The organism is Micromonospora sp. CA-111912 (genome assembly GCF_050948415.1).
GTDB lineage: Bacteria > Actinomycetota > Actinomycetes > Mycobacteriales > Micromonosporaceae > Micromonospora.
Genome location: NZ_CP192007.1, coordinates 3,720,304 through 3,740,526 on the forward strand (window position 1 = coordinate 3,720,304; position 20,223 = coordinate 3,740,526).

Annotated in this window: 20 protein-coding genes; 15 read left to right on the forward strand and 5 right to left on the reverse strand. The window is 72.1% G+C overall.

All coding sequences use genetic code 11. The features are described 5' to 3' along the window. The first annotated feature begins 29 nt into the window (after positions 1-29). From ACQPZO_RS15415 to ACQPZO_RS15425, 3 genes are read left to right on the forward strand one after another with little or no spacing between them, the layout of a single operon-like run. Complete coding sequence (locus tag ACQPZO_RS15415; protein ID WP_433341629.1) at positions 30-866, forward strand: lysostaphin resistance A-like protein; 837 nt, start codon at positions 30-32, stop codon at positions 864-866. Further along, positions 866-2,020 (forward strand): sensor histidine kinase, encoded by a 1,155-nt coding sequence (locus tag ACQPZO_RS15420; protein ID WP_433341631.1) that lies wholly within the window; start codon positions 866-868, stop codon positions 2,018-2,020. The genes ACQPZO_RS15415 and ACQPZO_RS15420 overlap by 1 nt, the downstream gene beginning before the upstream one ends. Continuing rightward, positions 2,017-2,676 (forward strand): response regulator, encoded by a 660-nt coding sequence (locus ACQPZO_RS15425; RefSeq protein WP_433341633.1) that lies wholly within the window; start codon positions 2,017-2,019, stop codon positions 2,674-2,676. Before ACQPZO_RS15420 ends, ACQPZO_RS15425 begins: the two co-directional genes overlap by 4 nt. Positions 2,677-2,805: 129 nt before the next feature. Here the strand turns inward: ACQPZO_RS15425 and ACQPZO_RS15430 are convergent, their stop codons facing one another. Then, entirely contained in the window at positions 2,806-4,104 is a 1,299-nt protein-coding gene (locus tag ACQPZO_RS15430; protein ID WP_433341635.1) for an MFS transporter, read from the reverse strand. Positions 4,105-4,443: 339 nt separating this feature from the next. Between ACQPZO_RS15430 and ACQPZO_RS15435 the strand changes: the two genes are divergently transcribed. Further along, entirely contained in the window at positions 4,444-4,929 is a 486-nt protein-coding gene (locus ACQPZO_RS15435) for an iron chaperone (RefSeq protein WP_433341637.1), read from the forward strand. Positions 4,930-4,977: 48 nt separating this feature from the next. On the opposite strand, the gene ACQPZO_RS15440 is transcribed toward ACQPZO_RS15435, so the two are convergent. Together ACQPZO_RS15440 and ACQPZO_RS15445 are read right to left on the reverse strand one after the other, a co-directional pair. Beyond that, the gene (locus ACQPZO_RS15440; RefSeq protein ID WP_433341639.1) at positions 4,978-5,475 is read right to left on the reverse strand and encodes a GNAT family N-acetyltransferase; all 498 of its coding nucleotides are present in this window, start codon (positions 5,473-5,475) and stop codon (positions 4,978-4,980) included. Positions 5,476-5,524: 49 nt separating this feature from the next. After that, positions 5,525-6,496 carry an NAD-dependent epimerase/dehydratase family protein gene (locus tag ACQPZO_RS15445; RefSeq protein WP_433341641.1) on the reverse strand — a complete coding sequence of 324 codons (972 nt, stop codon included), beginning with the start codon at positions 6,494-6,496 and terminating at the stop codon, positions 5,525-5,527. Positions 6,497-6,691: 195 nt separating this feature from the next. Between ACQPZO_RS15445 and nudC the strand changes: the two genes are divergently transcribed. From nudC to ACQPZO_RS15470, 5 genes are all read left to right on the forward strand, one after another. After that, positions 6,692-7,624 carry an NAD(+) diphosphatase gene (nudC, locus tag ACQPZO_RS15450; RefSeq protein ID WP_433341643.1) on the forward strand — a complete coding sequence of 311 codons (933 nt, stop codon included), beginning with the start codon at positions 6,692-6,694 and terminating at the stop codon, positions 7,622-7,624. A gap of 170 nt (positions 7,625-7,794) precedes the next feature. Next, a complete protein-coding gene (locus ACQPZO_RS15455) occupies positions 7,795-8,208 on the forward strand; it encodes a DUF6924 domain-containing protein (protein WP_433341645.1) in 414 nt (137 codons plus the stop codon). Positions 8,209-8,457: 249 nt separating this feature from the next. Continuing rightward, positions 8,458-9,339: a helix-turn-helix domain-containing protein gene (locus ACQPZO_RS15460; RefSeq protein WP_433341647.1), complete on the forward strand. Its 882-nt coding sequence runs from the start codon at positions 8,458-8,460 to the stop codon at positions 9,337-9,339. Continuing rightward, complete coding sequence (locus tag ACQPZO_RS15465; protein WP_433341649.1) at positions 9,332-9,529, forward strand: DUF397 domain-containing protein; 198 nt, start codon at positions 9,332-9,334, stop codon at positions 9,527-9,529. Before ACQPZO_RS15460 ends, ACQPZO_RS15465 begins: the two co-directional genes overlap by 8 nt. Before the next feature lie 294 nt (positions 9,530-9,823). After that, on the forward strand, positions 9,824-11,176 hold the full coding sequence (locus ACQPZO_RS15470) for a hypothetical protein (RefSeq protein ID WP_433341651.1): 1,353 nt from the start codon (positions 9,824-9,826) through the stop codon (positions 11,174-11,176). 79 nt (positions 11,177-11,255) lie between these two features. Here ACQPZO_RS15470 and katG read toward each other — a convergent pair whose 3' ends face one another. Beyond that, complete coding sequence (gene katG, locus ACQPZO_RS15475; protein ID WP_433341653.1) at positions 11,256-13,532, reverse strand: catalase/peroxidase HPI; 2,277 nt, start codon at positions 13,530-13,532, stop codon at positions 11,256-11,258. Between the two features lie 23 nt (positions 13,533-13,555). Next, on the reverse strand, positions 13,556-13,984 hold the full coding sequence (locus ACQPZO_RS15480; RefSeq protein WP_433341655.1) for a Fur family transcriptional regulator: 429 nt from the start codon (positions 13,982-13,984) through the stop codon (positions 13,556-13,558). A 201-nt stretch (positions 13,985-14,185) separates the two neighbouring features. Here ACQPZO_RS15480 and ACQPZO_RS15485 point away from each other — a divergent pair, with 201 nt between their 5' ends. From ACQPZO_RS15485 to ACQPZO_RS15510, 6 genes are read left to right on the forward strand one after another with little or no spacing between them, the layout of a single operon-like run. Beyond that, complete coding sequence (locus ACQPZO_RS15485; protein WP_433341657.1) at positions 14,186-15,118, forward strand: STM4015 family protein; 933 nt, start codon at positions 14,186-14,188, stop codon at positions 15,116-15,118. A 7-nt stretch (positions 15,119-15,125) separates the two neighbouring features. Next, a complete protein-coding gene (locus ACQPZO_RS15490; protein ID WP_433341659.1) occupies positions 15,126-16,073 on the forward strand; it encodes an STM4015 family protein in 948 nt (315 codons plus the stop codon). A 1-nt stretch (position 16,074) separates the two neighbouring features. Next, positions 16,075-17,229, forward strand: coding sequence for an STM4014 family protein (locus ACQPZO_RS15495; RefSeq protein WP_433341661.1), 1,155 nt, complete (start codon positions 16,075-16,077; stop codon positions 17,227-17,229). Continuing rightward, on the forward strand, positions 17,217-18,020 hold the full coding sequence (locus ACQPZO_RS15500; protein WP_433341663.1) for an STM4013/SEN3800 family hydrolase: 804 nt from the start codon (positions 17,217-17,219) through the stop codon (positions 18,018-18,020). The genes ACQPZO_RS15495 and ACQPZO_RS15500 overlap by 13 nt, the downstream gene beginning before the upstream one ends. Continuing rightward, positions 18,017-19,342 (forward strand): STM4012 family radical SAM protein, encoded by a 1,326-nt coding sequence (locus tag ACQPZO_RS15505; RefSeq protein ID WP_433341665.1) that lies wholly within the window; start codon positions 18,017-18,019, stop codon positions 19,340-19,342. Before ACQPZO_RS15500 ends, ACQPZO_RS15505 begins: the two co-directional genes overlap by 4 nt. Beyond that, entirely contained in the window at positions 19,339-20,223 is an 885-nt protein-coding gene (locus ACQPZO_RS15510; RefSeq protein ID WP_433341667.1) for an STM4011 family radical SAM protein, read from the forward strand. Before ACQPZO_RS15505 ends, ACQPZO_RS15510 begins: the two co-directional genes overlap by 4 nt.

Below are 20,223 nucleotides of genomic sequence, written 5' to 3' on the forward strand. Positions count from 1 at the left end.
CCGGCCGCGGACCTCTCGAAGGAATCAACATGCGTCTGTTGAAGCAGCTCGTGGCCGTCGTGGCGGTCACCTTCGCCGGCAGTCAGGCCCTCGCTGCGGTGCAGGGGAACGCTTGGCTGACCCTGGCCCTCGGCGTGCTGACGGTCGTGGCTGCGGTCCTCGTCTACGGGTGGGTGGTGCGACGCACCGAACGCCGCGAGCCCACGGAGGTGGCCCGGGCCGGCGCCGGCACCCGGATCGCCCGGGGGGCGCTGATCGGGGTCGGGATGTTCGCGGCCGTCATCGTCAACATCGCCTTCGTCGGCGGCTACCACGTCAACGGCCTGGGCTCGGTGACGGGTGCGGTGGGGCTGCTCGGGTTCATGGCCGCCGCCGCCACGACCGAGGAGTTGCTCTTCCGGGGCGTCCTGTTCCGCATCGTCGAGGAACGCACGGGGACCTGGATCGCGATGGGGCTGACCGGCGTGGTATTCGGCCTGATGCACCTGCTCAACCCGGACGCCAGCCTGTGGGGCGCGGTCGCCATCGCGATCGAGGCGGGTTTCATGCTCGCTGCCTGCTACGCCGCCACCCGCAACCTGTGGGTGCCGATCGGGCTGCACTTCGGCTGGAACTTCGCCGCGGGCGGCATCTTCAGCGTCGTGGTCTCCGGCAACGGCGAGTCGAAGGGGCTGCTGGACGCCACGATGTCGGGCCCGGCCCTGCTCACCGGCGGCGACTTCGGGCCGGAGGGCAGCCTCTACACGGTCGCGGCCGGGGTGGCGCTGACCCTGGTGTTCATGTGGCTGGCCCACCGCCGCGGTCACCTCGTCCCGCGTCGCCGCCGCGCGGTCGGCGTCGAGCCGGCGACCGCTACGGTTTCCTGATGATCCGCCTTCGGACGGTTCCGGACTCGTGGCGGCGGTGGGACGTCACGGTCCGGGACCTCCCGCCCGCGCTGCTGCTCGCCCTCGCGTCGGTGGTGCCGGCGCTGCACCACCACGGGACGCAGCTCGGCGACCTGCCGGCGCGTCCCTTCGACGCGCTGACCGCCGTGGTGGTCGCGCTGGAGTGCCTACCGCTCGCCGTCCGCCGGCGCTGGCCGGCCGTCTGCCTCGCGCTGGTGTCGCTCGGCTTCGCGATCGACCAGCTCCGCGCCTATCACACGGTCGCGGGCTCCGCGCTGGCCATCGCGCTGGTGAGCGCGGGAGCCCATCTGGAACGTCATCGGCGCACCACCGTGGTCCTGGCCTCCGCCGCGTACGTGTCCCTGGCCGTCGCGCTGGACCGGCATGGGTCGGCCGAGGGCGTGACCGGGTTCGCCACGTTCTACCTGCTGATGGCCCTCGCCTGGGGCATCGGGGCCTGGCTGCGGCAGTCCCGGGCCGCCGAGGCCGAACGCCGCCGCCAGGTCGACCTGACCGCCCGCACCGCCGAACGCACCCGCATCGCCCGAGAACTCCACGACGTGGTGACCCACCACGTGACGGCGATGGTGGTGCAGGCCGAGGCGGCGCGCTACCTGACCGCCGCCCCCGAACGCCTCGACACGACCCTGACGGCCATCACCGACACCGGCCGGCGGGCCATCACCGACCTGCGGCACCTGCTCGATCTGCTCAACCCCGACCACGGCACCGGTCCGCGCACGCCGTCCGTCGGCGAGCTCCACGCCCTCGTGGAGCAGACCCGGCAGGCCGGGCAGCCGGTGGAGTTCACCGAGGAGGGCACGCCGGCGGAAACGACCGGCGGCGCCGAGGTCGCGGCCTATCGTGTCGTGCAGGAGGCGCTGACGAACGCCCTCAAGTACGCCCACGGCAGCCGCACCACCGTCCACGTGCGCCACGGCGAAGGGGAGATCACCGTGGAGGTCAGCACCGACGGCTCGGATCCGCACGCCACGGCCCCCGGCGGGGGCGGGCGCGGCCTCGCCGGGCTCCGCGAACGCGTCGGCGTGCTCGGCGGTGAGTTCAGCGCGGGACAACGGGCGGGCGACGGCTTCGTCGTACGGGCCACCATCCCCACCGGGAGCCCGTCGTGACCGCGCCGGTCCGGGTGCTGGTCTGCGACGACCAGGCGCTGATCCGCACCGGCTTCGCCACGATCATCGACGCGCAGCCCGACCTCGAGGTCGTCGGCGAGTGCGGGGACGGGCGCGCGGCGGTCGACCTCGCCGGCCGGCTGCACCCGGACGTGGTCGTGATGGACATACGGATGCCGGTGCTCGACGGCATCAGGGCGACCCGCCTGCTGGCCGGCGCCGGGGTGGCCCACCCCGTCAAGGTGCTCGTGGTGACGACGTTCAACCTCGACGAGTACGTGTACGAGGCGCTGCGCGCGGGAGCGAGCGGGTTCCTGCTCAAGGACGCCCCTCCGGCGCAACTGCTGCACGGCATCCGCACGGTCGCGAGCGGGGCCGCGCTGCTGGCGCCCGAGGTGACCCGGCAGCTCGTGGGCAGGTACGCGGCGCGGATCCGTCCCGCCGAGGGCACGCCGCAGGACGTGGGGCTGACCCCGCGCGAACTGGAGGTGTTGCGCCTCATCGCCGACGGCCTGTCCAATGCCGAGATCGCCGCGACGCTGGTGATCAGCCAGGAGACCGTCAAGACGTACGTGTCGCGCATCCTCACCAAGCTCGAACTGCGCGACCGCGTGCAGGCGGTGGTCTACGCCTACCGCGCCGGCCTGGTGACCTGAGCAGATGCCGAACCGGGATCACGAATCGGTCGGCGCTTCGCCGCTCATCCAGCGGTGACGCTGTGGGCCGGGCGTCGGCCCGCTCCCCCCGTGAGGAGCGGGCCGACCGTAGTGGGAGGGCCCGCCCGGTTAGGCGGGTTGCTCCGCGTACGGGCGCGTCCGTTCCGCCCACCGCACGACGTACGGCGTCACCAGACCCCCCGCGACGAACACCCCGCCGAGCAGGAGCCAACCAGGGACCCCCCAGGCGATGCAGAAGAGCGCCAGCACGGTGGGGGCGACCACGTTCGCCAGGCCGGCTCCGAATCCGAACAGTCCCATGTACTGCCCCTGGGCGTGGGCGGGAGCGAGGCTGAATCGGAGTTCCAGCGAGCCGGCCGTGTGCCAGAGTTCACCGATCGTGTGGACGATGACGCCGAGGACGATGCCGATGAGCGCAAGGCGCGAGGAGAGTCCTGCCGCTGCGGCCATCGCGGCCATGCCGACGAAGAACGCCACACCCGCACGCCGCACGGCTCTCCCGGCGGTGATGCTGTCGGTCACTCCCCGACTGGCCCTGATCTGGAGCAGCACCACCAGGGCGGTGTTGACGAATGCTCCCGCGCCGATCAGCCACCGTGGTGCGCTGGTGTGTCCGACGATCCAGAGCGGCAGTGCGAACAACAGCACCTGATGGTGGACCGACATGATGCCGTCGAGCACGGTCACGGCCACGTACGACCGGTCCTTGAGCACCTCCCAGCGGCTGGCCGTCTGCGGTGCGGGCAGGGGCGGCAGCGACGGCAGCGCGGCGATGATGGCGGCACTGGCCGCGAAGGAGAGCGCATTACCCAGCACCAGGGCCAGGTAGGCCGGACGCGAGTCGTACTGCACTGCGAAGCCGGCGGCCACGGCGGAGCAACTGCCGGCGAGGTTCGCGATTGAGCGCAGGTAGGCGCGGTATGTGGTGAGGTCGGCACCGCCGACTCCGCGAACCAGTGGGCCACGCGCGGCTCCCCCGGCCGAGCGAGCGAGTTCGCTCAGGCACAGCGCCACCAGGAACATCCAGAACGACTGTACGAGGACCAGCGCTGCCATCGCCGCGCCCTGAATGACGAGCATCCAGAGATAGATTTCTCGCGGTCCTCGTCGGTCGGCGAGGTGCCCGACCGGCACGCCGGTCAGGAGGCCAACGGCAGCCGCGATGCCCATTCCGATGCCGACCTGAGCCAGGGAAAGCCCGACGACACGGGTGAAGAAAAGCGCGGCGCTGACCATGAAGACGCCGCTGCCGATCATGTTGACGAACGTCGCCAGAGCGAGAATCCGCTGCGGACGCGTATCCGGAATCAGCCCCCGCCGGACCAGCATAGACGGCTTTCGCTCCTCCTCCTCGGTCGATTTCCCACCCGAAGGATGGCTATTTTTCTGACCCTGTAGACCCTGCACGGAATTCGGATCCTTTCCCCGTTGATTCGGCTGCGAATTTAGCCAGATCACGCGGGGCGGGTAATCAGTAAATCGTTCGATACCGGGGACCACCGGCCCGTGCTAAATTTCTTAGCGTCGGGAAGAGTTCTGCGGGTCCAGCCGGTCTCCGTCGGCCACGGTCTGCGGCTCGGACACGGTCTGCGGCTCGGACATCGCACAGATCCCGGCGACCTCGCCGCGCGGCGCTGCCGTCCCGCCGATCAACCGGTCAGGATTCGAGAAGGCGCGTCTCGTCGCCTGCGGCTAGCGTGAACGACCACGCCGAGCACGGTGACGGACGAGAGGAGCGGCACCTACGTGAGCGCTGCGTCGAAGGCCAGCAAGGTAAGCAAGCAGGGCACGTCTTCCGAGGAGAGCTTCTCCGAGGTCGAGCGCGCCGCCATCAAGGACCGCGCGGCGGAGTTGAGGGCGGAGGCTCGCCGCAGCAAGAGCGCGAGCAAGGCGGCGGCCGACGAGAAGGACGTGCTCGCGAAGATCGCCGAGATGGCGGAGCCGGACCGTGCGGTGGCCGGGCGCCTGCACGCCATCGTCGCGGAAACCGCTCCGGAATTGGCCCCGAAGCTGTGGTACGGCCAACCCGCCTACGCCCGGGGTGGAAAGGTGGTGTGCTTCTTCCGCAGCGGCCAGGTGGACAAGGAGCGCTACTCGTCGTTCGGGTTCACGGCGGAGGCGAAGCTCGACGAGGACCACGGCATGTGGGCGACGTCCTTCGCCCTGACGGAGTTGAGCGAGAAGGGCGAGGCGGCGATCAAGAAGCTGCTCAGGAAGGCCGTGCGCAGTTGACCAACTCAGCGACCGGGTGGCCACGCGAAGCCGACACCACGAACCCGCTCACGAGGCGGGCGGCAGCGCGAGCCAGTCCCGCCAGGTGATGTCACGGCCGATGCAGCGGGGCTGCTGGAAGGGCCAGTCGGCGGCGATCCACTGCGGCACCAGCGCGTCGAGCGCGCGTTCCGCCTCGCCGCCGACGAGGTCGTCCACCACCCACCAGGAGACCTCCGCGTCGGCGCCGGTGCGCTCGGGCGGGTCGATGTAGACGCAGCCGAGGACCGCCGTCTCCTCCTCGTCCAGCAGCGCGTAGTTGAACGACTGGTGCGCGGCTATCTCCTTCTCGTGCCGCAGGAGGTCGATGCGGTCCTCCTCGTACGTCATCGTCTCGCTGGGCCAACCCCAGGCCGGGCCGAAGATCTCCCACAGGCGCTCCCGGGAGCCCATCACGGCGGGGTAGTCGATCGCGGTGTCCGCCTCCCGGATCGGCCGGAGGTGAAGCGCGGTGCCGGGCACGGGCACACGGACGGGGTGGACGAAGTCGTCGGGCAGCCAGCTCATGAGGGCCGAGACTACAACCGGCCGGAGACGGATACCGGTCTTGCCTGCTTCATACGGTGAGCGGTCGGGCTACCTCCAACTCGTCGTGGTCGATCAGCCAGCGGACGGATTCGAGCACGGCGGCCTGCGGTTCGTAGCGCGGCGCATAGCCGAGCAGGGTTCTGGCCTTCTCGATGCTGAAGCAGTGGCTGCGGTAGAGGTGTTCCCAGCTCAACTCGGCGTGCTCCGGCGTCGTGGTCTGACGGAATTCTTCCCAGGTCACCGATTCCAGCGACCCGGTGTGCCCGAACCAGCCGGCGGCCTCGTGGGCGTACCCCCGGACGTTCAGCGCGGTGGGGGCGACGATGGCGAAGTCCTCGCCCGCCGCCGCGTCCCGGCGCTCGATTGCCTGCTCGAAGGCCTGGGCGACGTCGTCGGCGTGCACGTGGTGCATCAGCTCGACGCCGCTACCGGGGACCTGCAGCGGACGTCCGGCCGAGAGCGTCTGCCAGACCGCGGGGTCGACGTTGCCCAGCGGGCCGATCGGGTGCCAGCCGGGACCGACGATGTGCCCGGGGTGCAGCGACGTGGTCACCAGGCCCCCGGAGTCGGTCTCCGCCTTCAGCATCCGGGCGATGCGGTCCTTCTGGATCCCGTACTCGCCGAACGGGGCGGTGCCCGACGCTTCGGAGGTCGGCACGTGGTGACTGTGCCCGTAGCGCCAGGTGGACCCACAGTGCAGCAGGTGCCCGGCCCGGCCGCGGAGGCTCCCGACCAGCGCGGTGGCCGATTCCAGGGTGAAGCAGACCAGGTCGACCACGACATCCGGGCGGAGCCCGGCCACCGTGTCGCCGAAGGTGCCCTCGCGGTCTTCCCGCTCCCGGTCGGCGACGACCCGGTGCACCTGCTGCCACTCGGGCTCGTCGGCGTAGGGGGTGCTGGTGCCGCGGCTGATGCTCAGCACCTCGTGGCCGGCGCGCACCAGCCGGGGGACGAGGAATGTTCCGATATGACCACTTCCGCCGATAACGACGACTCGCATGACTGTCCCATCGATGTCCGGGGCCGTGAGGCCGGGTCTTCGGCGTACCGCCCCAGCTCGGGACGGCCGGCGTGCAGCAAGGGTAGAGCTGTCCGCATGGTGGGCCCGATGGCGGATGATCTCCCCGGGGGTAGCGGCTGATGGCCGGAAGGGCTCAACGCCCTCGGGTGCTGGGGCCCGTGGTAGAAACCCCGGGTGGCGTTCGACGATCTGGCCTATACCGGGACACCGCACGACCGGGTCCCGGGCCGGCGTGCTGACCCCGAGTGGGTTGCCGGCCAGTTCGCCCGCCCCGACGTCCGGCTGGTGCCGATGTGGCGGGACCGCTGCCTTCTGGCCGCCGGCGTCCCGGTCGTCGCGACCGGCGCCCGGTGCCGAAAGATCGCGGCCGACGCCGACGAGTTGGTGCTGCTCGGCCTGGACGACGGCACGCCCGTCTTCGCCGCCGACCTGAGCGCCGCCGACGAGCCCGCCGCGCTGCGATTGTGCGCCGCGCAGACGAGCACCGATCTGCGTACGCTGGCAGCCAGCCTGCCGCACCCGCGCGCCGCGACCCTGGCGTACGCGCGCGGTCTGCTTCATTGGAACCGCCACGCCCGCTTCTGCGGCGCCTGCGGGTCGCCCGCCCGCAGCGCCCAGGCCGGCCACGTCCGGGTGTGTGCCGGCCCGGAGTGCAATCGGCTGCTGTTTCCCCGGATCGAGCCGGCCGTGATCGTGCTGATCGAGATCCCCGGCCCGCAGCCTCGCTGCCTGCTGGCCCGGCACCACGGCGCGGGCCCGGACAACTTCTCGTTGCTGGCCGGCTTCGTCGAGATCGGCGAGAGCCTGGAGGGCACGGTACGCCGCGAGGCCGCCGAGGAGGCGGGCGTCGCGGTCGGCCCCGTCACCTACCAGGGCTCCCAGGGGTGGCCGTTCCCGGCCGGGATGATGATCGGGTTCATCGGGCAGGCGCTCGACGAACGGATCGACGTCGACGGTGCGGAGTTGCTCGAAGCGCGCTGGTTCACCCGCGCCGAGGTCGTCGAGCGAATCGTCGACGGCCCCGGCGCGGGACCTGTCGACTCGATCGGCGGATGGTTGCTGCGCTCCTGGGCCGGACTCGGCGCGGCAGCGGAAAGCCATCCCTGACCCGACAAGACTTCAGCTGCGTGGGTGGCATCGCGTCCGCTGCGCGAGGCAGCGGCTCGACCCCCACCGCCTCCCGAGCGGCGTCACCCGCCGCGCGGGAACCGGCAGCACCGGTGGCGCTGAGGCACAGCTCTGAGGAACCCCTCCCGCTGCTCTGCAAAACTGCATCGATGTTGACCCTGCCGGACACACCCTGCGCGCTGGTGCTCCGTACCGACTTCTCCGACGAAAGGGTCTGGGACGCCGTGCGTGCGGCGAGTATCGTGCCCTCGGTCGATGGGTTCGGGGCGAGCCTGTCCTTCGTCAGCGACCCAGCGTTCGCCGATCTGGCCCCTGAGCAGGTGGCGGCACTCCCGAAGACGGCCTACCGCAGCTTCCTGTTCCTCGTCGACAACGTCACGGTCACCGACCCGGAAACACCGCTTGTCGCGCTGGACCTGCTCCACGAGCCAGGTCGCTGGTTCCGGGTGGTACCGGCAAAGATGTGGAGCGTCGAGAACAGTCTCTCGATTGCCAACATGGACTTCTTCGAGTTCGCGGAATCGGCGGACCCGGACGGGGTGTTCCGCGGATTCCCGACGTAGGGGCCGGGGATGTGGCCCCACCTCCGGATCAGGTACGCCCTCGAACTTCGAGAGCAATCGCCACAAAGCGATGTTCGCGTGTGGGAATTGCTCGGTGATGGCTCTTGTCGCAGGCTTCTTGTAGGGTCGAAGATGCAATCGGATTTGAATGGTTGCCCACTCCCGGCTCGTTCCAGGGCATCATTCTTCGATGTAACACCGACACCAAGAAGCATGTAACAAAACGCAACACGGAGAGGGCGGGAGCGGATGACCGAAGACATGGGATCGACAGTGCCAAGGCGGCAGCTCGGGCGGGCGCTGCGCGACCTACGCACCGAGGCGCGCATGACGCTCGACGGGGCCGCGGAGGCGCTGCACTGCAGCCGACAGAAGATGTGGCGCATCGAGAGCGGCCTCGGCGCGGTCCGCCCCCTCGACGTCCAGGGCATGTGCGAGCTGTACGGGGCGACCCGCGAGCTGACCACCGCGCTCACCGCCCTGGCCACCGAGACCAAGGCCAAGGGCTGGTGGCACTCGTACGGTGACGCCGTCCCCGACTGGTTCGAGATGTACGTCGGCCTGGAGTCCGCCGCCTCCCGGCTCCGCGAGCACGACGACACTCTCGTTCCGGGGCTGCTCCAGACCCCTGGCTACACACGGGGCGTCTACCAGAATCGTCCCAACATGCCACCCGATGAGCTGGAAGAGGTCTTGGAGGTTCGCCGTCGGCGGCAGGAGATCCTGGTTCGACGTCTACCGAAGGCGCCGAAGCTCGAATGGGTGCTGTCGGAGGCGGTGCTGCTTCGATGCGTCGGCGGTTCGGCGGTCATGGCCGAGCAACTTGACCGGCTCCTTGAACGCGCAACCCTGCCCAACGTGTCGATCCGAGTCCTGCCGCTGTCGGCAGGCGCTCACTACGGCGCCTTGGCGGGTGCCTTCGTCATGCTCGACTTCCCGCTCCGCAACCGAGTCACCCCTGACCCGTCTGTCGTCTACAGCGAGTCGGTGACCGGGGCTCTCTACCTCGACAGGCCCGAAGAGTTCGCGGTCTACGAGAAGGTCTGGGCGAGCCTCCTCAGCCTCGCACTTGATGAGGAACAATCAAGAAGGACGATCGCCAAGATCAAGGAAGAGGTCCATCATGGCTGACGACCTGCTCGGCGCGCAGTGGCGCAAGAGCACCCGCAGCGGCGACAACAACGGCAACTGCGTCGAGGTCGCCGACAACCTGCCCGGCCTCGTCGCCGTACGCGACAGCAAGGACCCGGTCGGGCCCGCCCTCACCTTCTCCTCCGCCGCATGGACCAGCTTCGTCCGGTCCACCAAGTCCCCGCACTGAGCCGTACAACAGACGGGAGCGCAGCCGGCAGACCTGCCGGAAGCGCGTCGCACACGGAGATCACCGCCCTGCCCGCCCGCCTCGACGGAGGCTCCGTGAACGGCTCGGGCAGCAGGGCCCCGCGAAGCGGCGTGTGACGTCGACGCGATGGGCACCGGACGGGCGGTCGCGTGGTCAGGCCGCGGGGTGGGGTGTCCGTGGCGCGGGGACGGCGGTAACGTAGCGCCCCATCATGCCCTGCGTCGCGCTCGTCCATTGGGGCTTGAAATCGCCGATCGTATGGAGGATGCCGGAATGTCCACCGGGGAGCCGTTCGCGGTACGCAACGAGCCGAACGGGCGGCCGAGCTTCGAGCAGACGCTGCGCGGCTACGACAAGCGGCAGGTCGACCGGTACGTCGAGCAGGTCGAGGCCGGTGCCGCGGCCCTGTCGGCCGAGCGGGACCGGGCGCAGTACCAACTGCGCAACCACACCCTCCAGTTCCAGCAGCTCCAGGCGGAGCTGACCGAGCTGCGCCAGCGCCCGGCCCAGGTGGACCGGGCGTCCTTCAGGGACCTGGGGCCGGTGGTCGACCAGATCCTCGCGCTCGCCGAGAAGCAGGGCGGGCTGATCGCGGAGACCGCCACGCAGCGGGCCGGCGAGTTGCAGGGCGAAGCGGAGCGGGTCCTCATGGAGGCGCAGGAGCACGCCGCCCAGACGCTGCACGACCTGGAGGCGGAGCTGTCGGCCCGGCGCGCCGAGCAGGAGAAGGCGTACGAGGAGCGGCGCTCGGCGGCCGAGGCGCAGCTCGCGGACATCCAGGAACTGGTGGAGCAGCTACGGGTGGACGGCGAGGCCGCCCACGAGCACGCCCAGCAGGAGGCGAAGCGGATCAACGAGCTGACCGCCCAGCAGGTGGAGCAGGCCCGGGTCGCGGCCGAGGCGCTGACCAAGGCCGCCCGTACGCAGATCCAGCAGGAGGTCCAGGCGGCGCGCGCGCAGAGCCAGCAGGAGTTGACCCAGTGGCGGGTCAACGTGGAGCGGGAGATCAACGAGCGGCGGGCGGCGGCCGAGCAGGAGCTGGCCGAGCACCGGGCGGCGGCCGAGCGGGACGTGGCCGGCCAGCTCACCGCCGCCGAGGAGAAGATCGCCACGCTGATCGCCGAGGCGCAGCAGTACTCGACGGAGGTGCGCAAGCGCGCCGACGAGCAGGCGACCGTGCAGCAGGAGCAGCTCACCGCCGTGCAGCAGGAGGTCGGCGGCCAGCGGCAGGCGCTGACCCAACTGCACGCCGAGCTGGACGGCGCCCAGCAGCAGCTCGCCCGGGTCCGCCAGGAGGGGGCCGCGGTCGAGCACCAGGTCAACCAGTTGCAGCAGCACCTGGGCGAGATCCGGCAGGAGCTGGCGGTCGAGACGAGCCGGCTGGAGGAGGCCCGCCGTTCGGCGGACTCGGTCGAGCAGCACGCCAAGGACGTCCGGGCTCGGGTGCAGCGCGAGGCGAAGCGGGTGGCGGACCTGGCCGCCGCCGCGGTGATGGCCGCCGCGGCCGGGGGCGGCGAGACCGCCGAGTACCCGACGGTGCGGACCCGCCCGGAGCCGGCCCGGCCCGCCGAGGCGGCCGGCGGGCAGCAGCCCACCGCCGCGCCCGAGGTGGCCGCGAGCGCCTGACCTGGCCGCCTCCGACACGTACGGACGGGCCCCGGTCGATCGCTGGTGGATCGGCCGGGGCCCGTCGTTCGAAGCCGGGTCAGGCGAGGTCGAACCGGTCGAGCTCCATGACCTTGGTCCAGGCTGCGACGAAGTCGACCACGAACTTGTCGCGCGCGTCCTGGCTGGCGTAGACCTCCGCGAGGGCCCGTAGCTGGGAGTTGGAGCCGAAGACGAGGTCGACCGCGGTGGCGGTCCACTTCACCTCATCGGTGCCCAGGTCCCGGATCTCGTACCCGTGCTCCTCGGACTCCGACGCCTTCCACCGGGTGCTCGGGGAGAGCAGGTTGGTGAAGAAGTCGTTGGTGAGGACGCCGGGTCGTTCGGTGAGGACGCCGTGCCGCGTGCCGCCGACGTTGGCCCCGAGCGAGCGCAGGCCGCCGATGAGGACGGTCATCTCGGGCGCGGTCAGGTTGAGCATGTAGGCACGGTCGAGCAGCAGCACCTCCGGCTGGGTCTTCTCGCCGGGACGCAGGTAGTTGCGGAACCCGTCGGCGCGCGGCTCAAGGACCTGGAAGGACTCGGCGTCGGTCTGCTCCGCGGTGGCGTCGGTGCGGCCCGGGCGGAACGGCACGGTCACCTCGACGCCGGCGTCGCGCGCCGCCTTCTCGACGGCGGCCGAGCCGGCCAGCACGATCAGGTCCGCGAGCGAGATCTTCGCGCCGCCGGCGGAGTTGAACTCCCGCTGGATGCCCTCAAGGGTCGCCAGAACCGTCGCGAGCTGCTCGGGCTCGTTGACCTCCCAGCTGCGCTGCGGCTCAAGGCGGATCCGCGCGCCGTTGGCGCCGCCGCGCTTGTCGGTGGACCGGAAGCTCGCGGCCGAGGCCCAGGCGGTGGAGACGAGCTGGGCGGTCGTCAGGCCGGACTCCAGGACCTTCGCCTTGAGGGCGGCGACGTCGGCGTCACCCACCAACTCGTGTTCGACGGCCGGCACCGGGTCCTGCCACAGCTGGGGCTCCGCGACCCACGGCCCGAGGAAGCGGCTGACCGGACCCATGTCGCGGTGCAGCAGCTTGTACCAGGCCTTGGCGAACGCCAGCGCGAACTCGTCGGGGTTCTCCAGGAAGCGGCGCGAGATCTTCTCGTACGCCGGGTCGACGCGCAGCGACAGGTCGGTCGTGAGCATCGTCGGCTTGTGCTTCTTCGACGGGTCGTGAGCGTCCGGGATGATCGCCTCGGCGTCCTTGGCGACCCACTGCTTCGCACCGCCGGGGCTCCTGGTGAGTTCCCACTCGTAGCCGAAGAGGATCTCGAAGAACCGGTTGCTCCACTGCGTCGGCACGTCGGTCCACGTCACCTCGAGACCGCTGGTGATCGTGTCCCCGCCCTTGCCGCTGCCGTGGGTGCTCAACCAGCCCAGGCCCTGCGACTCCAGCGGGGCGGCCTCGGGCTCGGGGCCCACGTGGTCGTCGGCGACGCCGGCACCGTGGGTCTTGCCGAAGGTGTGGCCGCCGGCGATCAGGGCGACGGTCTCCTCGTCGTTCATCGCCATCCGGGCGAAGGTCTCCCGGATGAAGTGCGCCGCCGCGACCGGGTCCGCGTTTCCGCGGGGGCCCTCCGGATTGACGTAGATGAGGCCCATCTCGGTCGCCCCGACGCCGGCCGCCATCTCCTTCTCGGATGCGTAGCGCTCGTCGCCGAGCCAGGTGTCCTCCGGACCCCAGAAGATCTCCTCGGGCTCCCAGACGTCCTCCCGGCCGAAGCCGAAGCCGAAGGTCTTGAAGCCCATCGACTCCAGGGCGACGTTGCCGGCGAGCACGATCAGGTCGGCCCACGAGATCCGCTGGCCGTACTTCTGCTTGACCGGCCAGAGCAGCCGGCGGGCCTTGTCGAGGTTGGCGTTGTCCGGCCAGCTGTTGAGCGGGGCGAACCGCTGACCGCCGTCGCCGGCGCCGCCGCGACCGTCCTCGATGCGGTAGGTGCCCGCGGCGTGCCAGCTCATCCGGATCATCAGGCCGCCGTAGTGACCGAAGTCGGCCGGCCACCAGTCCTGCGAGGTGGTGAGGGCCTTGGTGATGTCCTGCTTGAGGGCCTCGACGTCGAGCTTGGCGACCTCCCTGGCGTAGCTGAAGCTCTCCCCCAGCGGGTTGCCCTTGGACGAGTGGGCGTGCAACACCGAGAGGTCGAGCTGGTTGGGCCACCAGTCCCGGTTGGTGCGCGGACGCCCACCGGTCTTCGGCGTCGGCGAGTCGATCGCCGGGTTCTCGCTCTCGCTGCCGTGCGCGGTCACGGAGTCGTGCGCGACCGGGCAGCCGGCCGCCTCCTTCTTGTCCACGCCCTGCGCGCTGGAGGGGGCGTTGTCCTGGGTGTCGCTCATCTGCATCCTTCCGAACTGGCGGATCACTGGGAGGTGCGTTCGGTCGCACAGTCGGGGCAGGTGCCCCAGTAGACGACCTCCGCCTCGTCGACCGCGAAGCCGTGGTCGTCCGAGGCGGTGAGACAGGGAGCATGGCCGACAGCGCAGTCGACGTCGGCGATCGCGCCGCAGGAGCGGCACACGACATGGTGGTGGTTGTCCCCCACCCGGGACTCGTACCGGGCGATCGCACCGGCAGGCTGGATGCGCCGCACCAGCCCGGCGTCGGTGAGCGCCCGCAACACGTCGTACACCGCCTGGTGGGAGACCGTGGGCTGATCCGCCCGTACCAGGGCGATCACCGTGTCGGTGTCGACATGCGAATGGTCGCGCAGCGCTGCGAGCACCGCCAATCGGGGCCGGGTCACACGCAACAGGACCGCGCGTAGCTGAGCCTCGAAGTCGGAGGTCACCCGATGACCATAGTCCACTCTTCTGGAACGAATCAATTATTACCCAGGTTCGGCCCGCACACCTTCGACGCGGACCTGACCGACCAGCCGTAGGGCCTCCGCCCTGGCCGGGTCTACCGGCCGCCACCCGCCGGTGATCTCTCTGTCGGTACGGACTGTTACGGTCGCGCCGCCGCTGAACCAGTCGAGCCGGAGGTTGGCGTGATCAGGTCCCATCTGTCGTCGTTCACGGGGCTGCCCGTGCTGCCCTTCACCCCGGGGATGACCCTGCCCGACGATCCGTCGGCGGTCGCCTGGCGGCTGGAGGTGGAGGACTTCGAGGCCGACCCGGTGGAGTTCGCCACCCTGGTCGCGGCCCTGCGCGCCGAGGTGCCCGCCGACGCGGTCCGCGCCCTGGTGATCGGCGAGTGGGGCTCGGCGTACGAGGAGGCGCCGCCGATCGACCTGCTGGTCGACGCGGCGCAGCAGTGGACGTCGCTGCGGGCGATCTTCCTCGCCGACCTGGTCGCCGAGCAGTGCGAGATCTCCTGGCTCACGCACGGTGACATCACCCCGCTACTCGCGGCGTACCCGTCGCTGGAGGTGCTGTGGGTGCGCGGCGCCAACGAGCTGCGCCTCGACCCGGTGCGGCACGCCCGGCTGCGGGAGCTGGTCTTCCAGACCGGCGGGCTGCCCGGGTCGGTGACCCGCGCGGTCGGCGGCTGCGACCTGCCCGCGTTGGAGCGCCTCGAACTGTGGCTCGGCCGGCAGGACTACGGCGGCGACACGACCGTGGACGACCTGGCCGAACTGCTGGCCGGCACGCGGCTGCCGGCGCTGCGCCACCTGGCGGTGAGCAACGACGCGTTCGCCGACCTGATCGCGCGGGCCGTCGCCGCCGCCCCGGTGGTCCGCCAGCTGGAGGTCCTCGACCTGTCCAAGGGGGTGTTCACCGACGCCGGCGCGGAGGCGCTGCTGGCCGGGCAGCCGCTGACCCACCTGCGCCGCCTCGACCTGCACCACCACTTCCTCTCCGAGTCCGCGCGCGAGCGGATCGTCGCCGCCCTGCCCGGCGTCGAGGTCGACCTGTCGGACGCCCAGGAGGCCCACACGTACGACGGCCACGAGTACCGCTTCACCGAGGTCGGGGAGTGAGCCGGCCGTGACCGTCGGATCCCACGCCAGCTTCTTCGCCGGCCGCACCGTCGTCGAGGTCCCCGCCGACGGCCCGCTGCCCGACGCCGACGGCCCCGCCGCCTGGCGGATCGCCGCGAACGACTGGGACAACAGCACCGACCACAAGCTCAACCCCCAGTTCCGCGACGCGTTCGAGCGGTTCGTCGACCGGGCGGGCGAGAACGTGGAGGCCCTGGTGATCGGCTCCTGGGGATACGCCGCGTTCAACGAGGCCCCGATCGCCCAGCTCTGCGAGGCCGCGCCGCGCCTGCCCCACCTGAAGGCCCTCTTCCTCGGCGACATCGTCGCCGAGGAGTGCGAGATCTCCTGGATGCGGGTGGGCGACGTCAGCCCGCTGCTGACCGCCTACCCCGGCCTGGAGGTGCTGCGGGTGCGCGGCGGGGAGGACTTCCGGTTCTCCCCGGTGCGCCACGAGCGGCTGCGCCGGTTGGAGGTGCAGAGCGGCGGGCTGCGCCCCGCCTTCGTCCGGGCGGTGCTCGACTCCGAACTGCCCGCCCTGGACGAGTTGGAGCTGTGGCTCGGCACCCCCGACTACGGCGGCGAGACCACCGTGGCGGACCTGGCCCCGCTGCTGGCCGGGGAGCGGTTCCCCGCGCTGCGCCGGCTCGGGCTGTGCAACTCCGAGATCGCCGACGACATCGCCGAGGCCCTCGCCGCCGCGCCGGTGGTGAAGCGGCTGGAGGCGCTGGACCTGTCGCTGGGCACCCTCGGCGACCGGGGGGCCCTCGCCCTGGCCGGCGGGCAGCCGCTGACCCACCTCGCCAAGCTGGACCTGAGCCACCACTACGCCTCCGAGGACACCGTCGCGGCGGTGAAGGCGGCCCTGCCGGGCGTGTGGGTGGACCTGTCCGACCCGCAGGAGGAGGACGAGGACGAGGGCGAGACGTACCGGTACACGGCGGTGTCGGAGTGACATGCGGCTGACCGTCGTCGGCAACCCCGACAACCGGCGCGTCGGCCTGTTCACCCGGGCCGTGTTGGCCGCCGGCCTGCCCCGGCCGGCGGTGCTGCCCTGGGTCGACGTGCTCATCGGCGCGGCACCGCCGCCGGCGGGCGCACTGGTGCGCGTCGACTCCCCCGGCGAGGACCCGGAGGTGGACCGGCTGCTGCGTCGGGCGGCCGGCCCGGCACGGCACGGCGAGCTGATCGGCCTCGCCGACACGTACGCGGGGCTGGTCGACGGCCTCGGCCGGGTCGCGGCGGGCGGCGCGGAACTGCTCAACGACCCGGCCGACGTGGCCGCGCTGTGCGACAAGCGCCGCTGCCACGCCCTGCTGTCCGCCGCCGGGGTCGCGGTGCCGGGCGCGCTGCCCCCGATCGACGGGTACGTGGGCCTGCGCGCGGCGATGGCGCAGGCGGGCTGGGCGCGGGTGTTCGTCAAGCCCGCGCACGGCTCGTCGGCGGCGGGGGTGATCGCCCTCGCGGTCGGTCCCGGCCGGGTCCGGGCGGTCACCCCGATCGAGGTGGCCCCGGACGGGTTGTTCAACTCGCTGCGGGTGCGCCACTACGACGACGAGGCCACCGTCGCCGCACTCGTCGACCGGCTCGCCCCGGAGGGGCTGCACGTGGAGCGGTGGCTGCCCAAGGCGGGGCTCGGCGACCGGGTCGTCGACCTGCGGGTGGTGGTGGTCGCCGGCCGACCCAGCCACGCGGTGGTGCGCGCCGCCCGGGGGCCGATGACGAACCTGCATCTGGGCAACGCGCGCGGCGACCTGGCCGAGCTGCGGGACGCCGCCGGGCCCGCGGCGTGGGCGGCGGCGATGGAGACCTGCGAGCGGGCCGCCGCGTGCTTCCCGCGCAGCCTGCACGTCGGCGTCGACCTGATGTTCCTGCTCGGCTGGCGGCGGCACGCGGTGGCGGAGGTCAACGCGTTCGGGGACCTGCTGCCCGGGGTCCTGTCCGACGGCCGGGACACCTACGCCGAGCAGGTGCACGCCCTGACCAGCGGCCGGTGGGCCCGCTGGCGGGACGCCGCCGCGCGGGCCACACCGGCGACGGCCGCCGAGGCCGGGCGGCCGGCGGGGCAGCCGGACCGGACCGGGCGGGAGGTGATCGCGTGCGGAGCCTGATCGGCAGTCACGACATCTGCCTGGTCACCCTGGACACGCTGCGCTGGGACGTGGCCGACGGGCTGGCCGCCGCCGGGCGCACCCCGCAGCTCGCGCGGGCGCTGCCGGGCGGCCGGTGGGAGCGCCGGCACTCCCCCGCCAGCTTCACCTACGCCGCGCACCACGCGTTCTTCGCCGGCTTCCTGCCCACCCCGGCCACCCCGGGCCGACACGAGCGGCTGTACGCGGCGGCGTTCCCCGGCAGCGAGACCGCCGGCTCCGACACCTGGGTCTTCGACGCGCCGGACCTGCCGACCGCGCTGGCCGGGGAGGGTTACCACACGCTCTGCCTGGGCGGGGTGGGGTTCTTCAACCGGCGCAGCCCGCTCGGGTCGGTGCTGCCCGGCCTGTTCGCCGAGGCGCACTGGGAGCCGGAGTTCGGGGTCACCTCCCCCACCTGCCTCGACGCCCAGCTCGACCGGCTGGCCGAGGTGCTGCCCCGGGTCCCCGCGCGGCAGCCGCTGTTCACGTTCCTCAACGTCGCGGCGCTGCACCAGCCCAACCGGCACTACGTGCCCGGTGCCGCGCACGACGACCCGGCCAGCCACGCCGCCGCCCTGGAGTACGTCGACAGCCGCATCGGCCGGCTGTTCGGCCTGCTCACCGGGCGCGGCCGGCCGGTGTTCACGATCATCTGCTCCGACCACGGCACGGCGTACGGGGAGGACGGCCACACCGGCCACCGGATCGGCCACGACGTGGTGTGGACGGTCCCGTACGCCCACTTCACCCTGCAACCGGGAGAATGGTGACCAGCACCTACACGGGCCTCGACGGCTCGCCGTACCAGCAGTACCTGTACGCGTACCCGCACAAGACCTCGTACCGGGCGCTGCGGCCCCGGCCGCCGCTGGCCGACGTGTGGCGGGCCGAGGCACGCGACGCGCTCTTCCTCTACGTCCACCTGCCGTTCTGCGAGATGCGGTGCGGGTTCTGCAACCTGTTCACCCGGGCCAACGCCCCCGCCGAGCAGGTCACCGCGTACCTGCGGCAGTTGCGCCGGCAGGCCCAGCGGGTGGCCGACGCGCTCGGCGGCGACGCCGGGTACGCCCGCACGGCGCTCGGCGGCGGCACGCCGACCTATTTGACCGCCGACGAGCTGACCGAGCTGTTCGACATCGCCACGTCCACGCTCGGGGCGCGGCTGCCCGGCGTACCGCTGTCGGTGGAGACCTCGCCGGCCACCGCGACGCCGGACCGGCTCGCGGTGCTCGCCGCGCACGGCACCACCCGGGTGAGCATCGGCGTGCAGAGCTTCCTCGACGTCGAGGCCCGCGCCGCCGGCCGCCCGCAGCGCCGCACGGAGGTGGAGGCCGCCCTCGGCGCGATCCGCGACGCGCGGATCCCGGTGCTCAACATCGACCTGATCTACGGCATCGACGGGCAGACCGCCGACACCTGGCGGCAGAGCCTGGACGCGGCGCTCGCGTGGCGGCCGGAGGAGCTGTACCTGTACCCGCTGTACGTGCGACCGCTGACCGGGCTGGGCCGGCGCGCGCACGGCCGGGCGGACTGGGACGCGCAGCGGCTCGCCCTGTACGAGCAGGCGGTGGACGCCCTCGGCGCGGCCGGGTACCGGCAGGAGTCGATGCGGCAGTTCCGCCGGGCCGACGTGCCGGCGCCGGACGGCCCGGACTACTGCTGCCAGGACGACGGGATGGTGGGGCTGGGCTGCGGCGCGCGCTCCTACACCACGGGCCTGCACTACTCGTTCGACTACGCGGTGAGCGTGTCCGAGGTGCGGGTGGTGCTCGACGACTACCTGGCCCGGCCGGCCGACGACTTCCGGTTCGCCGAGTTCGGGTTCACCCTCGACGACACCGAGCAGCGCCGCCGCTGGCTGCTCAAGTCGCTGCTGCGCGCCGAGGGGGTGGACCCGGTCGCGTACCGGGCCCGGTTCGGCCGCCCGCCCGGCGATGACTTCCCCGAGCTGGGGCGGCTGGTCGAGCGGGGCTGGGCCGCCGACGGCGGGCTGCGGCTCACCCCGGCGGGGCTGGCCCGCTCCGACGCGGTCGGCCCGTGGCTGACCTCCGCGCAGGTGCGCAGCGCGATGACCGGGTACGTGCCGCGATGAGCCCGGCCGACCGGTGCGGCGGGGAAGCGGGCCTGGCGATCCTCTACCGGGGGCCCCTGGCGAGCTGCAACTATGACTGCCCGTACTGCCCGTTCGCGAAGCGGCGCGACCCGCCGGAGCTGCTGGCGGAGGACCGGGCGGCGCTCACCCGGTTCACCGGCTGGGTGGCCGCCACCGCCGACGTGCGGCTGTCGGTGCTGTTCACCCCGTGGGGCGAGGGGCTGACCCGCCGCTGGTACCGGGACGCCATGGTGGCGCTGTCGCACCTGCCGCACGTCGACCGGGTGGTCATCCAGACCAACCTGGCCGCCCGGGTGGACTGGCTGGCCGACGCCGACCCGGGCCGGGCGGCGCTGTGGACGACGTACCACCCGGGGCAGGTGACCCGGGAGCGTTTCCTGGCCCGCTGCGCGCGGCTTGCGGAGCTGGGGGTCCGGTTCTCCGTCGGGGTGGTCGGCCTGCCGGAGCACCTCGACGAGGCGCGGGCCCTGCGCGCCGCGCTGCCGCCCGAGGTGTACCTGTGGGTGAACGCCGCCGAGGGCCGCCGCTACGACACCGCCGAGGAGGCGACCTGGACGGCGCTGGACCCGCTGTTCGGCTACAGCGTGCGCCCGCACCTGTCGCTGGACCGGCCGTGCCACGCCGGGGAGACGGCGATCTCCGTGCTCGGCGACGGCACGGTGCGCCGCTGCCACTTCGTCCCGGAGCCGATCGGCAACCTGTACGACGGGTCGTGGCGGGCCGCGCTGCGCCCCCGCACGTGCGTCAACGCGGTCTGCGACTGCCACATCGGGTACGTCCACCTCAAGCCGCTCGGGCTGCGCGACGTGTTCGCCGGCGGGCTGCTGGAACGCATCCCGGCCGCCTGGCCGCGCGGCTGA